13 protein-coding genes are annotated in these 15,141 nt (G+C 72.5%); 7 read left to right on the top strand and 6 right to left on the bottom strand.

Annotated features, from left to right (window positions below; all coding sequences use genetic code 11):
- Nucleotides 1-146: 146 nt before the first annotated feature.
- Nucleotides 147-935 carry a VOC family protein gene (locus tag FNH04_RS25595; protein WP_152788117.1) on the bottom strand — a complete coding sequence of 263 codons (789 nt, stop codon included), beginning with the start codon at nucleotides 933-935 and terminating at the stop codon, nucleotides 147-149.
- A 314-nt stretch (nucleotides 936-1,249) separates the two neighbouring features.
- Here FNH04_RS25595 and FNH04_RS25590 point away from each other — a divergent pair, with 314 nt between their 5' ends.
- Together FNH04_RS25590 and FNH04_RS25585 are read left to right on the top strand one after the other, a co-directional pair.
- Nucleotides 1,250-1,498 carry a WhiB family transcriptional regulator gene (locus tag FNH04_RS25590; protein ID WP_194236814.1) on the top strand — a complete coding sequence of 83 codons (249 nt, stop codon included), beginning with the start codon at nucleotides 1,250-1,252 and terminating at the stop codon, nucleotides 1,496-1,498.
- 120 nt (nucleotides 1,499-1,618) lie between these two features.
- Nucleotides 1,619-5,011, top strand: a complete 3,393-nt coding sequence (locus FNH04_RS25585; RefSeq protein ID WP_152788113.1) for a hypothetical protein — start codon at nucleotides 1,619-1,621, stop codon at nucleotides 5,009-5,011.
- Nucleotides 5,012-5,145: 134 nt separating this feature from the next.
- Here FNH04_RS25585 and FNH04_RS25580 read toward each other — a convergent pair whose 3' ends face one another.
- From FNH04_RS25580 to ssgD, 4 genes are all read right to left on the bottom strand, one after another.
- Entirely contained in the window at nucleotides 5,146-6,120 is a 975-nt protein-coding gene (locus tag FNH04_RS25580; protein WP_322723841.1) for an acyl-ACP desaturase, read from the bottom strand.
- A gap of 213 nt (nucleotides 6,121-6,333) precedes the next feature.
- Entirely contained in the window at nucleotides 6,334-7,110 is a 777-nt protein-coding gene (gene ddaH / locus FNH04_RS25575) for a dimethylargininase (protein WP_322723839.1), read from the bottom strand.
- Nucleotides 7,111-7,356: 246 nt separating this feature from the next.
- Nucleotides 7,357-8,976 (bottom strand): ABC-F family ATP-binding cassette domain-containing protein, encoded by a 1,620-nt coding sequence (locus tag FNH04_RS25570; protein WP_152788109.1) that lies wholly within the window; start codon nucleotides 8,974-8,976, stop codon nucleotides 7,357-7,359.
- 363 nt (nucleotides 8,977-9,339) lie between these two features.
- Nucleotides 9,340-9,756 (bottom strand): spore wall synthesis regulator SsgD, encoded by a 417-nt coding sequence (gene ssgD / locus FNH04_RS25560; RefSeq protein ID WP_152788107.1) that lies wholly within the window; start codon nucleotides 9,754-9,756, stop codon nucleotides 9,340-9,342.
- A gap of 296 nt (nucleotides 9,757-10,052) precedes the next feature.
- Here ssgD and FNH04_RS25555 point away from each other — a divergent pair, with 296 nt between their 5' ends.
- The 4 genes from FNH04_RS25555 to mmpA all read left to right on the top strand — a co-directional run bounded on the left by FNH04_RS25555 (nucleotide 10,053) and on the right by mmpA (nucleotide 12,535).
- The gene (locus tag FNH04_RS25555) at nucleotides 10,053-11,147 is read left to right on the top strand and encodes a WD40/YVTN/BNR-like repeat-containing protein (RefSeq protein ID WP_152788105.1); all 1,095 of its coding nucleotides are present in this window, start codon (nucleotides 10,053-10,055) and stop codon (nucleotides 11,145-11,147) included.
- A gap of 87 nt (nucleotides 11,148-11,234) precedes the next feature.
- Nucleotides 11,235-11,561, top strand: a complete 327-nt coding sequence (locus FNH04_RS25550) for a plasmid stabilization protein (RefSeq protein WP_152788103.1) — start codon at nucleotides 11,235-11,237, stop codon at nucleotides 11,559-11,561.
- Between the two features lie 54 nt (nucleotides 11,562-11,615).
- Entirely contained in the window at nucleotides 11,616-12,326 is a 711-nt protein-coding gene (locus tag FNH04_RS25545; RefSeq protein ID WP_152788102.1) for an endonuclease V, read from the top strand.
- Nucleotides 12,327-12,388: 62 nt separating this feature from the next.
- Nucleotides 12,389-12,535, top strand: a complete 147-nt coding sequence (gene mmpA / locus FNH04_RS46690; protein WP_386574099.1) for a morphogenic membrane protein MmpA — start codon at nucleotides 12,389-12,391, stop codon at nucleotides 12,533-12,535.
- 91 nt (nucleotides 12,536-12,626) lie between these two features.
- On the opposite strand, the gene FNH04_RS25540 is transcribed toward mmpA, so the two are convergent.
- Nucleotides 12,627-13,805, bottom strand: a complete 1,179-nt coding sequence (locus FNH04_RS25540) for a saccharopine dehydrogenase family protein (RefSeq protein WP_152788100.1) — start codon at nucleotides 13,803-13,805, stop codon at nucleotides 12,627-12,629.
- Between the two features lie 325 nt (nucleotides 13,806-14,130).
- On the opposite strand from FNH04_RS25540, the gene FNH04_RS25535 reads away from it, so the two are divergent.
- The coding region (locus tag FNH04_RS25535; protein ID WP_152788098.1) for a CaiB/BaiF CoA transferase family protein at nucleotides 14,131-15,141 on the top strand (1,011 nt) is incomplete at its 3' end.

Genomic DNA, 15,141 nt, shown 5'->3' with positions numbered 1-15,141 from the left:
AGGCACAAGGGGGTGGGGCCCCTGTGGTGGTGCACCCACTGTTCCCAGGGGGAGTTGAGGCGTCAAGACTTCTGACTGAGAGCGCTCTCACCCTCCGGCCCGTGCCGACCGGGTGCCGGCGACCGGCACCCGGCAGGGCCCAGGCGTCAGTCCTTCGGCGGCGCGCTCCTGATCACCGCGAACCGCGCCCCGTACGGATCGGCGAGCTCGGCGATACGGCCGACGTCCTCCAGGTCCGTGGCGGGCAGGCGGACCGTGCCGCCCAGCTCCTGTGCCCTGGCGACCGTGGCGTCCGTGTCCGCGACCTCGAAGTACGGCAGCCAGGCCCCGGACTCCGCCTTGGTGGGATCGTCCTCCAGCGGGACGATGCCGCCGAACATGGCGTCCGTCTCGGTCCCGGCCGGGTGGACGGTGGTGTACGTGCCCTCGCCGAAGGTGAGGGCGGAGGTCTCCCAGCCGAACACGGCGTTGTAGAACCCGGCGGCCGCGGGGAGGTCCGGCGTGTACAGCTCCAGCCAGCACAGCGAGCCCTGGTCCTGGACGACATCGAGCCCCTTGTTGGCCGCGGGCTGCCAGACACCGAAGGGCACGCCCGCCTGGTCGGCGATGATGGCCATACGGCCCTGGTCCAGCACGTCCATGGGCCGCAGGAGCACCGTGCCGTGCGCCTGCTCGACCGCCTTCGCCGTGGCATCCGCGTCCGGAGTCTGGAAGTACACGTTCCAGGAGGGCGGTCCCTGCTCCGGAGGGTTCTCCATACCGCCCGCCACGGTCTTCCCTTCGAGCTTGAAGAAGCCGTAGCCGCCGGTTTCGGGCCCGCCCGGCTGGAACTGCCAGCCGAAGAGCCCACCGTAGAAGGTGGTGGCGCCGTCGATGTCGGGGGTGCCGAGATCGAGCCAGTTCGGGGCGCCGGTGACATAGCGGGTCGTGAGCATCTCGTGCCCTCCCTCGAGGGGTCCCTTTGCCTGCACTGCCGAGTCTTCCACCGCCCACTGACAACCGCCGCCGCGACGCTGCCGCTGCGGCAAGCCACCGTCACGCCGGGTGACAGGGGAGGAGAGAACACGCGCGCCCGACCCGCACGCCGCCTTGCCTTTCCCCGCCGGGCGGGGCGTCATAGGAGTGTGCCCCGCCCGGACACCGGACCGGACCGGCCACGGCCGTCGACCCCGCCGTTGAACGAGTCGTTGAACGAGTCGTTGATCCGGCGTTGATCGAACGTTTTTCGCCGCGCGACACCATCTCGCCCATGCACATCGACATATCCACACCGCCGGACATGGCCTGGCAGGAGCAGGCGCTGTGCGCACAGACGGGGGCCGATTTCTTCTTTCCCGAGCCGGGCAGCTCGGTGCGGGAGGCGAAGCGCATCTGCGGTATGTGCGAGATGCGTTCCGCGTGCCTGGAATACGCGTTGGCCAACGACGAGCGCTTCGGTGTCTGGGGCGGCCTGTCCGAGAGAGAACGACTCCACCTCAGGCGCACCGAGCCACACTGACGGCCGCCGTCGTCAGGCGTACGCGGCCGTCACGCATGTGCCACTGTGGCGGCCGCCGGGTGGCCGCACTTCCCGTAATTCCCGCGCGTCCACCCGGCCACGGCAGGCACAATCCAGCGCATGTCCCGCACCCCGCAGACGGCCGACGGTCTGCTCAGCGTCCTCGATCCGCTCCCGTACCCGACGCGCATGCGCGAACTGGCGGCCCGTGTACGGGACATGGGGCAGCCGCTGCGGCCCGTGCTCGAGGAGCTCGAAGCACGGGGACCGTACGAGCGCGGGATCGCCGTGGTCGCCGCCGCCGTCGCCCGGGACACCGACTGGATCGCGGCACGCCTCGCCGACCCCGACCCGTACGTGCGCGAACAGGCCCTGCGCGTCGCCGACAGCCTCCAGGTCCCCGACTCCGCCTACGCCTCCGCGCTCGCGGACGCGCCCGAAGCCGTCCGCCGCCGGCTGCTGCGGGCCGTCGTCGCCGGACGGCGCACCGCGCTCGCCGAGCGGATCATCGACGGGCTGCGGCACGACTGGGGCGACGTGGAGGCGGCCCGGCTGCTGCCCGCCTGCTCACCGGAGACGGTCGCCCGGCTGCTGCCCGGACTGTTCCACGCGGTCACCGGCTGGAGCACCCTCGTCAAACGGCATCCGGGGACGCTGCTCGACGTGGCGGAACACGAACTGACCGCGCTGCCCGAGGCGCTGCGCGGGTCCTGGTGGCACCGGTACGCGGTGGCCCTGGCCGCCATGGCACCGGTCGAGCCCGTGCGCGTGCTGGACCTCCTCGAACGCCTCGGGCCCGCGAGCCTGCCGTACGAACTCCGGGACCACGTGGGCGCGTTCGCGTCCGCCGACCCGGCGCGCGTGGTGCGGCTGCTGATGACACCCGCCTGGTCCGGCGTCCTGGGCGTCCACTCCCTGAGCACCACCGTGCTGCGCAGGCTGGCCCGCTCGGGCGCGCCGGAACTCGTGGAGTACGGCAGGACGTTGGTCCCCTACAGCAATCTGGCACCGCTGCTCAAGGCGATGCCGCCCGCTCGACGGCACGGATTCCTCACGGAGGTGCACGAAGGCCGGGGCGCCGGATTCGTGGACGACGCACTCCTCGAAGCGCTGCCCCGCGGTTGTGTCGCGGACGAGGCCCGCGCGATGGCCGACGCGGTGCGGGAACGCGGCGGGCGCTGGAACACCCTGCTGAGCGTCGAGTGCCACCTGCCCGTCGCCGAGATCCGTGACCGGCTCGTCGAGGCCACCCGGCGGCCGTCCGCCGAGGACCGTGCCGAGGCCTGGCCGTTCCTGATCCGTAACGCGGCCCGCTCCGGCGATCCCGGCGCCGTCGCCTCCGCCCTGCAGGAGATGGGCCGGCTGCGCAACGAACAGGACCCGGTGCGGTCGGCCGCGCTCGGCGAACTGACGGGCGTCCGGCCCGCGCTGTTCACCGAGGACGCCGAACCGTACCTCGACCGCGTCACCGTCGATGCCGTGGAGGCCCCCGACTCCTCGCCCGGCACCCGGCAGCACCTCAGCCGGCTCGCGGTCTCCCTGCTGCGCGAGCACTCGGCGAACGGACACCGTGAGCTGGTCAACTGGGCGCTGCGCACCCTGGTCCGGATCTCCGGCAACACGGGTGGCGCCGACCTCGGCCGGCTCGACCGCACGCTCCGGCGCGGCCAGGAGCACCAGGTGTTCGAGGCACTGCGCCCCTGGATGGAGGCCGGTGCCGAGAAGGCCGACTACGGCCTTGTCCTCGCCCTCGCCCGAGCCGTCGGCCGGCGCGCCGCCGGCATGCCCGAGCTGCAGGAGCTCCTGTGGCAGGCCGTCCGGTACGGCGGCGACACGACCGCGCGCCACGCCATCGGGGTGTGGCTCGAGCCGCCCGCGACCCGGGACGAGCGGGTGGCGCGCGTCCTGGCGCTGGAGCCGTCCGCCGCCGTACTGGCGTCCGTGTGGCCGGTCGTCGCCCGGCGCCGTACGGACCTCCTCGACCCGCTGCTCGCAAAGACCCCGCCGTACGGGCGGTTCCTGACCAAGGGCACCCCGTGGACCGTACACGTGGGCCGGGACATACGGCGCTGGGCGCCCCGGCAACAGCGGGTGGCCGCCCGGCGGCTGACGACGGTGGCCGAGGACGCCGGGCTCCCGCTGTACCAGCGGGTCACGGCCATCGAGCAGAGCGCGTTCGTGCCGGGCACCGGCCTCGACCTGGTACGCCGCTGGACCGGGTCCTCACACGTCGTGCTCGCCGAGGCGGCCCTCGCCGCCCTCGCCCGCACCGACCGGCCCGCCGACACGCTGGACGACCTGCTGGCCCACGCGGGCGGCGACCGGGCACGGGTCGCGGTGTACGCGGCCACGCAGGCGTCCCGATCCGTGCCGCCGTCCCGGCTCGCCGAGCGGCTCCGCGCCCTGCTGCGCGCCCCGGACGCCAAGGTGACCAGCCGCAAGGAGGCGGCACGCCTGGCCGCCGTACGGCTGCCGGTGCCGAGGGCGGCGGAACTGCTCACGGAGGAGTACGCGCGGCCCGGCAGCCACGTCGACGTGCGTGCCGCCTGCATCGCCTTCGCGGGGCCGCTGCTGTCCGAGGAGGCGGTGTGGGGACTGCTGGCCGACGCGGCGGGCGCGGAACCCGTCCTCCGTGCGGCCGTCCTGCGCGTGCTGCCGCTCGACCTCACCGAACCGCATCGGGAACGCTACGCCCGCCTGGTCCGCGACGTCTGCGACACCGACGACCCGGAGACGGCGACCCTGGCCTTCGGCGCACTGGCCCGCTGGGCACCGTGGTCGCCGGACGCCCCGGCGGTGCTGGCCGACGCCACCGCCGACCTGTCGGAACGCGTGTCCTGGCGTGCCGCGGCGAGCAGCCTGGTGACGGCCGCCGCGGGTTCGCCGCGGGGGGCCGAGGGACTGCGGCGGGCGCTGCGGACGCTGGCCGAGGCCGAGGCCCGTACCGCGGGCGCGGCGGTGGACGGGGCAGCGGCCCCGCCCGCCCCGGACACGCCGGCCGACGCCGGGGAGCGCCGCGACCGCCCCGCCCGCCGACGCGTCGAGGACCTGGTCGCCCGACTCGCCCTCCACGCCCGTTCGGCTCCAGGACCCATCCGCCCGGCGGCCCTCGCCGCGAGCGAACTCCTCGCCGAGTACGACGACTTCGTGCCGCAGGCCGCCGAGCTCGCCGCGTTCCACCTGGATCTGGACGCCGCCCCGGAGCGCCTTGACCGTCTGGCCGCCCTCACGGAGAGCCGCCCGGCGCTCGCCGACCGTACGGCCCGTGAAGTGGGCGAACGGCTGAGGCGCCAGGTCCACGAGGGCGACCCCGAGACCCTGCTGCACACCGCCCGTCGCCTGATCGCACACGGCGCTCACGCCCAGGGCCTGCTCGCCGTCGCCCTCACCGGTGCCCTCGGCGCCCGCACGGACTGGCCCGCGCCCTGGCGCGAGCAGCTCAGAGCACTGCGCCGCCACCCGGTACCCGATGTGCGCGACGCGGCACTGGCCGAGGTGACGGCGTACGAGTGAGCGGACGCGTTCAGGTTCGCCGGCCGCTGTCGGCGCGGAGTCGGCGCGCACCGTACGGCCCCCGGAGAACGCCGATGCCCCGCCTCGGCCGATCGGCCGAGGCGGGGCATCCTCATGCGCTGTCCCAGTCCGGGTTACGCCCCGGCCCGCGCCGCCATCCGCGCCTTGCGGGCCGCCAGCTTCTCGTCGAACTTGCGGGCCTCCGCGTCCAGTCCGCCCATGTAGAGTCCCAGCTCCTCCTGGGCCTGCTGACCCTCCGGGCCCAGTCCGTCGATCTCCATGATCTTCAGGAAGCGCAGCACGGGCTGGAGCACGTCGTCGTGGTGGATCCGCAGGTTGTAGACCTCGCCGATGGCCATCTGGGCGGCGGCGCGCTCGAAGCCGGGCATGCCGTGGCCGGGCATGCGGAAGTTGACGACGACGTCGCGGACGGCCTGCATCGTGAGGTCGGGGGCGAACTCGAACGCGGCCTTCAGCAGGTTCCGGTAGAAGACCATGTGGAGGTTCTCGTCGGTGGCGATACGCGCCAGCATGCGGTCGCACACGGGATCACCGGAGTGGTGCCCGGTGTTGCGGTGCGAGACGCGGGTGGCGAGCTCCTGGAAGGCGACGTACGCGACCGTGTGGAGCATCGAGTGCCGGTTGTCCGACTCGAAGCCCTCGCTCATGTGGGCCATGCGGAACTCTTCGAGCTTGTCCGGGTCCACCGCGCGCGAGGCGAGCAGGTAGTCGCGCATCACGATGCCGTGCCGGCCCTCCTCCGCGGTCCAGCGGTGCACCCAGGTGCCCCAGGCGCCGTCACGGCCGAAGAGGGTGGCGATCTCGTGGTGGTAGCTGGGCAGGTTGTCCTCGGTCAGCAGGTTCACCACGAGGGCGATCCGGCCGACCTCGGTGACCTTCGACTGCCCCTTCTCCCAGGCCTCGCCGTCCTCGAAGAAGCCGGGGAAGTTGCGGCCGTCGCTCCACGGCACGTACTCGTGCGGCATCCAGTCCTTGGTGACCTTCAGGTGCCGGTTGAGCTCCTTCTCGACCACTTCCTCCAGGGCGTACAGCAGTCGCGCGTCGGTCCAGGAGGACGAGCTGCCAAGGTGGGGAGAGGTGATCGACACGGTGACTCCTGGGGTACGACGAGATCGTGCGCGGCCGCGAGCGGGCGACCCAACCTACGGAATCGTAGGCTACGAATCCGTAGGTTACGAAGCCGTAGGTTAAGTGCGTCGTAAAGGCCGCTGATCAGCAGGGTCCTCCCGTCGCCGTCCGGGCGTGCCGACCGCCCCGAAGACCCGCAGGTCCCGGGGCGGAAAGGTGAGGCGATCACCGGGTCAGGCGTACAGCTCCCGCAGCCGCACCGAGAGGCATGTCACACAGCCCTCGAGCTTCTCGAACTCGCTGATGTCCACGACGACGGGCTCGTACCCGAGGTCCGAGAACAGGTCGGCGGTCTTCGGCGCGCTCGCCGCCATGAGCAGCTTGTCGCCGCCCAGCAGCACCACATGGGCGCCGGACTGCTCCGGCACCGGCAGGAAGCGGGGGAACAGCGACGGGACGTCCAGCATCGGGATACGCCCGATGACCGTGCCGTCGGGCAGCGCGGTCACCGCCGACTTCAGATGCAGCACCTTGCTCACGGGCACGGTCACGACCCGCGCCCCGAGCGGCTCGAACGCGGCCCTGAGCTGCTGGATCCCGGCCGCGTTGGTACGTCCGCCACGGCCCGCGAGGATCGTGTCGCCGATCTTGAGGACGTCGCCGCCGTCGAGGGTGGCCGGCTCCCACACCCAGTTCACCGAACAGCCGAGTCCGGCCACCGCCTCCTCGACGCCGTCGGTCTCGGCGCGCCGTGACTCGGCGCCGGACCGCGCGATCAGGGCGACATTGCGGAACATCACCACCGTGTCCTCGACGAACACCGAGTCCGGGCAGTCGTCGGCGGGTTCGACCTCGACGGTCTCCCAGCCGTTCGTGCGCAGCGCATCCGCGTAGGCCTCCCACTGCTCGACCGCGAGGTCGACGTCCACCTTCTCGCGTTCGATGTGGGTGACCAGTCCCTCGGCCAGGCGCGGGCTGGGGCGGCGGATGAGGGCTTTCTTGCTGGGCACGTGCGGATCTCCGTCTCGGGCGTTCTCGGGTCGGGCGTTCTCGGGGGTGAAGCCCATTCGGGATGCCGGCCCATCATGCAGCCCCGGCCCCCGCTGACAAAAACTCCCCAGTAACAAGCGTGTCCCCGGAGACGCCCCACGACCGCTCCGGCGCCCTGCGAAGGGCCGGCCGGCCGTGCGCACACGGTCGGCCGGCCTCGGGGTCGGTCGGCCTCGGGGTTGGTCGCCGACGCCGTGCCGGGCGGGCTACCCGACAGCCTCCGGCGTCGTCTCCTTCAGCTCCCCCTCCTCCAGCAGCAGCCAGCGCGTGATCCCGATCGACTCCAGGAACGGCATGTCGTGGCTGGCCACGATCAGCGCGCCCTCGTACGACTCCAGGGCCGTGGTGAGCTGCCGTACGCTCGCCATGTCAAGGTTGTTCGTCGGCTCGTCCAGCATCAGCAGCTGAGGCGCGGGCTCCGCCAGCATCAGCGCGGCGAGTGCCGCCCGGAAGCGTTCACCGCCGGAGAGCGTCGCCGCCGGCTGGTCGGCACGGGCCCCCTTGAACAGGAAGCGGGCCAGACGCGCCCGGATCCGGTTGTTGGTGGCGCCCGGCGCGAACCGGGCCACGTTCTCGGCGACCGTCCGACCGTCGTCGAGAACGTCGAGCCGCTGCGGCAGGAAGCGCAGCGGGACGTGCGCCGCCGTCTCGCCCGCCACCGGCTCCAGCTCGCCCGCGATCGTGCGCAGCAGCGTGGTCTTGCCCGCGCCGTTGCGCCCGATCAGCGCGATCCGCTCGGGCCCGCGCAGATCGAGGACGCCACCCACCCGGGCGCCGTACCGGAGTTCCAGGTCCTGGACCGTGAGGACGGTGCGGCCCGGGGGCACGGCCGTGTACGGCAGGTCGACGCGGATCTCGTCGTCGTCGTCCCGTACGGCGTCGACCGCCTCGTCCAGCCGTTCCCTGGCCCCGGCGAGCTTCTCCTCGTGCATGATGCGGTGCTTGCCCGCGGACTCCTGGGCGGAGCGTTTGCGTGCCCCCATGACGATCTTGGGCTCACGCTTCTGTTCGAACATCTTCTGGCCGTACCGCTTGCGCCGGGCCAACTTGACCTGGGCATCGACCAGTTCGCGCTTCTGCTTCTTCAGATCGGCCTCGGCGACCCGCACCATCCGCTCCGCCGCCTCCTGCTCGGCGGCCAGCGCCTCCTCGTACACGGAGTAGCTGCCGCCGTACCAGGTGACCTCGCCGGAGCGAAGGTCGGCGATCTGGTCGACCAGTTCGAGGAGTTCACGGTCATGGCTGACCACGACCATGACCCCGCCCCAGGACGCGACGGTGTCGTACAGGCGCCGGCGCGCGTACACGTCGAGGTTGTTGGTCGGTTCGTCCAGCAGGAGTACGTCCGGGCGGCGCAGGAGCAGTGCGGCCAGGCGCAGGAGCACCGACTCGCCGCCCGAGACCTCGCCGATGGTGCGGTCCAGGTCGATGTGGTCGAGCCCGAGTTCGCCGAGGGCGGCCCGGGCGCGCTCCTCCACGTCCCAGTCGTCGCCGACCGTCGTGAAGTGCTCCTCGGCCACGTCACCCGCCTCGATGGCGTGCAGCGCGGCGCGGGTGGCGGCGATGCCGAGCGCCTCGTCGACCCGCAGACCGGTGTCGAGCGTGACGTTCTGCGGCAGATAGCCGATCTCGCCGGCCACACGGACCGTGCCGTCGGAGGGAGTGAGCTCCCCGGCGATCAGCTTCAACAGCGTCGACTTGCCTGATCCGTTGACGCCGACGAGCCCGCTGCGGCCGGGGCCGAACGCGATCTGCAGGTCGTCGAAGACAGGGGTGCCGTCGGGCCAGGAGAAGGACAGAGAGGTACAGGTGAGGGAAGTATGCATGGGGCCTCGCGGTTGCTGGATGCGGTCAGGGCAAACGCGTAGGAGAGACCGCGAGGCGTCAGCGGGCGAGGAGAGGCACGACAACCGGGTCCGGCGTGGGGAGGCATGAGGAAAGCCCCGCGCCGGAGGACGGCTCGTACGTCGAGGTCGCACGCGACGCACACACACGGACGGTGTGTGGCGCGGTGTCTCGGGACCTCAGACGAGCAACGTCCTTCTCCAATCGACGGCAACAGGACCGTCACACACCGTAGGAGGGGGCCTGAGGGGTGTCAACGCATTTACGCGCCACCCGGTTCGCGTTGGTGAGGGCCACGGCCCCGGCTCCACCGGGCCCGCGCCGGCGCCCTCACCGGACGGCCCTCAGCAGGCGTCCCGCATCAGCTCCGCGAGGTCGCGGTCGAGGTCGACCTGGAGGTGTTCGAGGCCGAGGGGCACCAGGTCCGTCGTACGGTCCAGGAAGCTCCGCATCTCGGACGTCCGGACATGCACCACGGCCGTGCCCTCGGGGGCGTGGAACTCCAGGACCAGCCGCTCGTAGCCGTACGGCCGCACCCGTACGTCGCCGTGGCCGACCGGCTCCTCCATGCCGGCCACGAGCAGTTCGCGGGCGAACGTCCAGCAGACCTCCACGCCCTCCAGGGTGGCCGGGGCGGGGAAGGTCATCCGGACGGCGAAGGGGTCGCGCCGGTCGTAGTGGAGCGTTGCGGGAATGCTCGGCATCCGCGGCGCGGCGGCGACGAGACGGGCCTCAACGGGCTGCTCGATGACGGTGGACAACGCCTTGCTCCCTCGTTACGGCTGGACGGACTCCGGGTGTGTGTGGCCGGGCACTTGAAGAGACGATGGAATGAGCCAATCCGTGCACATGAGATTCGAGTGACCTCGGTCACCGAGTCCATGCACTGAGGCGTTCCGTGGTGATCCATTTCTCACCCCGTCTCATCCCGCGCTCGCCGGGATACCGGAGAGGACACCCGCACGCGTCCCTCGGTTCCCGCCGGAGGGCATCTGGACGGCACGAAATCAGTGGGCTAGCTTCGCCCGCCATGAGGGCCATGGGGAAAACGAGACGGATGGGACGAACGACGAACTCGACTGCCAGGCAGACGAGTTGGCGGGTGCTGGTGGGTCTCGCCGCCGCAGGGCTCGTGGCGGCGCTGACGGCGCCCTCGCAGGCCCACGCCACACCGCGGTCACCGCACTGGGAGCTCAAGGACACCGGCGCCACGGATGTGCGGTTCCGCGGTCTGGCGGCCGTCAGCCGAGGCACCGCCTGGCTGGCCGGAACCAAGGGCACCGTACTGCGGACCACCGACGGCGGGGCGAGCTGGCGGAACGTCTCGCCGCCCGGCGCGGGGGAGTTGCAGTTCCGCGACATCGAGGCGTTCGACGCGCGCCGGGCCGTGGTGCTGGCCATCGGCGAGGGCGAGGCGTCCCGGGTCTTCCACACCGAGGACGGCGGCGCCACCTGGACGGAGTCCTTCCGCAACACCGACCCGAAGGCCTTCTACGACTGTCTCACCTTCTTCGACCGCCGCCACGGGCTGGCCATGAGCGACCCGGTGGACGGGAGGTTCCGCATCCTCTCCACCAGCGACGGCGGCCGCTCCTGGACGGTGCTGCCCGGCGCCGGAATGCCCGAGGCCCTGGAGGGCGAGGCGGGCTTCGCGGCGAGCGGCCAGTGCCTGGTCGCCTCCGGACCACGCGACGTGTGGCTGGCCACCGGCGGGGCGGCACGCGCGCGCGTGCTGCACTCCTCCGACCGGGGGCTCACATGGACGGTCACCGACACCCCGGTCCCGGCGGGCGATCCGGCCCGCGGTGTCTTCGCGCTCGCCTTCCGCGACCGTACGCACGGGATCGCGGTCGGCGGCGACTACCGCCCCGACCAGCCCTCACCCCGGGCGGCGGCCACCACCAGGGACGGCGGTCGCACCTGGACGTCCGCGGGGCAGCCGCCGCCCGCCTACCGCTCCGGCGTCACCTGGCTGCCGCACAGCCGCGGCACGGCTCTCGCCGTCGGCCCCACGGGGACCGACCTGACCACGGATGGCGGACGCACCTGGCGGACGGTCGACACGGGTTCGTACGACACCGTGGACTGCGCCCGGGACCTGGGCTGCTGGGCCGCCGGCGAACAGGGCCGCGTGGCACGGCTGGAGCGCTGACCGGCGCCAAGAGGCCGCGTGCAGGCGGCTGTCGGGTCGCTGTTTGTCGGGAATCGGGGTACTCGTACCGTAACGAGAGGAGCGATCATGCCACGCGGTTCGAGTCCCAAGCGAGAACGCCAGTACGAGCACATCAAGGAGAGCGCCCAGGACCGGGGCGAGAGCAGGAAGCGGGCCGAGGAGATAGCCGCCAGGACCGTCAACAAGGAACGCGCCCGGTCCGGGGAGTCCAAGAGCGCCAGCCGCACCTCCACCCAGGACATGTCCTCCGGCAGGCGCGGCGGGCAGCGCTCCGGCCAGGGCCCCCAGGGACCCACCTACGACCAGCTGTACGAGGAGGCCAAGCGCCGCAACATCCGCGGCCGCTCGGACATGAACAAGAGCGAGCTGCGGCGGGCGCTGGACGAGAAGTGACCCGCGGCCCCGGGACGCGCACGCCGGGCCGGGGAGCCTAGGCTCGGCATCACCATGACGACCGTACGCACCCCGGCGGGCTGGCCCGCCACCGAAGAGCAGGCCCGTGCCGTGCAGGACGACCTGCGGGGCGGGGTGGTGCTCGACGAGACCGGCCCGTTGCCCGGGAGCGGCCGTGTGACCGGTGTGGACGTCGCCTACGACGACGAGCGGGGCGTGGTCGCCGCGGCGGCCGTGGTCCTGGACGCCGTGACCCTCGACGTCGTCGCCGAGGCCACCGCCGTCGGAGAGGTCTCGTTCCCGTACGTGCCCGGACTGCTCGCCTTCCGTGAGATCCCCACCGTGCTCGCCGCCCTGGACGCGCTGTCCTGCGCGCCGGGGCTCGTCGTGTGCGACGGCTACGGACTGGCCCACCCGCGCCGCTTCGGCCTCGCCAGCCACCTCGGCGTCCTCACCGGGCTTCCCACGATCGGGGTCGCCAAGAACCCCTTCACCTTCACGTACGACGATCCCGGCCCCGCGCGCGGGAGCGCCTCCCCGCTCCTGGCGGGCACCGAGGAGGTGGGCCGCGCCCTGCGTACACGGGACGGCGTCAAGCCGGTGTTCGTCTCGGTCGGCCACCGGGTGAGCCTCGACAACGCCTGCGCGCACACGCTCGCGCTCACCCCCGGGTACCGCGTCCCGGAGACCACCCGGCGGGCGGACTCCCTGTGCAGGCGGGCACTCGCCGAGGTGACCCTCCAGGAGGGCGGTCCGATTGTCTGAGTATCCGATCTGAGTACCTGTACGGATGTGGAGGCACCGTCATGATCGGCAGGCTGGGCCGCATGACGACACACCGCGCCCCCAAGCCCGCCGCCAGCCCCACCCAGCCCGTCGAGCGCGCCGTGATGGCGGGCCTGGTCCTCGCCGTGATCGCCGGAGTCGCCTGGATCGCCGGCATGATCTACACGGTCACCGGCTGGTCCATGTAGCCATCGGCCGGTCCTCGTGACCATCGGCCGGTCCTCGTGACCATCGGCCGCTCCTTGTGACCACTGGCCGGTCCGCACACCGCACCAGCTGCTAGCCGGTGGCAGCCACCCGGAACGTGATCCCCGCCCGCCGCAGCCGACCGAGCAGGGCGTCGCCCATCGCGACCGCCGTGGTGACCTGGCCGGCCGTGTCCGGCAGATCGTCGAGGGCGAGGCTCAGCGCCGACTCCGCGAGCATCTTCGCCGTCTCGTCGTAACCGGGGTCCCCGCCCGAGACCTCCGTGAAAACACGGCGCCCGCCGCCCTCGCCCACGAACCGCACCGAGAACCAGCTCTTCGCCCGCCTCTCGGCGCTCGGCCCCTCGCCGGGCCTGATCCGGTCCGACAACCAGCGCCGCGCGGGCGGCAGCTGAGCGGCCGCGACCACCGCGCCGACGGCGGCGACCCCGCCCGCGGCGAACGGCAGGCTCCTGACGGCCGCGTAGTGGCGGTAGCGGAAGTCCGGCCCGTACCGCTCAAGGGCCCGAGCCGAGCGCTGCACCACCTGGGCGTCGATCGTCGGCAGCGGCAGCGCCCACGCTCCGACCTCCTTGGCGAACCGCGGCGCGCTGAGCGGCGCGTACGCCCGCCGCCCCGGCGTCCGCGGCTCGTGCCGCCGCCGGTCCCGCCCCGCGGCTGCCATCTGCCGCCCCCGCGAGAACTGGTTCAGCGCGGAGGCGAACGTCCCGCCGGAGAACATCGCGTCGGAGCGCACGAACCCGTCCACCCTGATCGGCACTCCCTCGGGGAGCTGCGACACGGTGAAGTACGCCCCCAGATCGTGCGGAACCGAGTCGAAGCCGCAGGCGTGCACCAGCCGCGCCCCGGTCTCCCGCGCGCGCGTGTCGTGCCGTACGTACATCAGGTCCACGAACTCGGGCTCACCGCTGAGGTCCACGTAGTCCGTGCCGGCGTCGGCGCAGGCGGCCACCAGCTCCTCGCCGTACTTCAGGTAGGGGCCGACCGTCGTGGCCACCACGCGCGCGTGCCGGGCGAGTTCCCGTACCGACGCCGGGTCGGAGGCGTCCGCGTGCAGCACACCGATCCCCTCGCCGCCGGGCAGGCGCTCACGCAGGCGCTCCAGTTTCCCGGTGCCGCGCCCCGCCATGGCCCACCGCAGGCCCTCGGGCGCGTGTGCGGCGAGGTACTCCGCCGTGAGTTCCCCGGCGAACCCCGTCGCTCCGAAGAGCACGATGTCGTACGTGCGATCCGCCCTGTCCCGCCTGCCCATGGCACCTCTCAGCCCTCGCCCTCGCGCCGTTGTCGGTGGCCGAGGCTAGCGTGAGGTACGAGCGGTCCGTCGAGCGGGAGCCGGAGGTGTGCGCGTGGCCGTGCCGAAGAGGCTGACAGCGGAGCTGGACGGAAAAAACAGCCCGTCCGGCGTTTGAGGACGGGGCCGAAGGCCGATACGGGGGTCCGGGGGCGGATCTCCCAGGCGGTCAGCCCGACAGCGGAGCACCTTGACCAAGCGCTTGCTTGCCGGAACCATTGTGTCCGGTGGAACACGTTCTTGGCATCGCTGGTGTACATCAGGAATGTCACAGGCAGGGGGCCGGATGGCAGACGCAGGGACGCCCGGGCACGGCCCGCTGGCCGGCGTGCGCGTGGTCGAGCTCGCCGGAATCGGGCCAGGACCGTTCGCCGCCATGCTCCTGGCCGACCTCGGCGCCGATGTCGTCCGCGTGGACCGGCCCGGCGGGTCCGGACTCGCCGGGAACCCCGAGTACGACATCACCAACCGCAACAAGAGGTCCGTGATCGTCGACCTCAAGAGCGAGGACGGCGCCGGCACCGTCCTCGACCTGGCCGCCCGCGCGGACATCCTCATCGAGGGCTACCGCCCCGGTGTCGCCGAGCGCCTCGGCGTCGGACCGGAGAGCTGCCACGCCCGCAACCCGGGGCTCGTCTACGGCCGTATGACCGGCTGGGGCCAGCAGGGCCCGCTCGCCCAGCGCGCCGGGCACGACATCGCGTACATCGCGCTGACCGGCACCCTCGGCATGATCGGCGCTCCGGACGGGCCGCCCGCCGTCCCGGCCAACCTCCTCGGCGACTTCGCGGGAGGCTCGCTCTACCTCGTCGTCGGCGTCCTCGCCGCCCTCCACCACGCGCGCGCGACCGGCACCGGACAGGTCGTGGACGCGGCGATCGTGGACGGTAGCTCGCACCTGGCCGCGATGATCCACGCCATGCTCGCCGCCGGCCGCTGGCAGGACCGGCGCGCCGCCAACCTCCTCGACGGCGGCTGCCCCTTCTACGGGACGTACGAGACGGCCGACGGCGGGTACATGGCGGTGGGCGCGCTGGAGCAGCAGTTCTACGAGGAGTTCGTGGAGCTGCTCGGCATCGGGGACCGGGCCCCCGCCCGCAAGGACGTGGCGCGCTGGGGTGAGCTGCGCGAGACGGTCGCGGCCCGCTTCAGGACCCGTACGCGTGACGAGTGGACGGCCGTCTTCGAGGGCTCCGACGCCTGTGTGGCCCCCGTCCTGTCACTGCGCGAGGCGCCCGGCCATCCGCACCTCGCCGCGCGCGGCACCTTCACGGACTTCGGCGGCATCACCCAGCCC

The organism is Streptomyces phyllanthi (genome assembly GCF_009377205.1).
Lineage (GTDB): Bacteria > Actinomycetota > Actinomycetes > Streptomycetales > Streptomycetaceae > Streptomyces > Streptomyces phyllanthi.
Note: the sequence above shows the minus strand (reverse complement) of the source record. Positions and strands in the feature narration are given on the sequence as shown.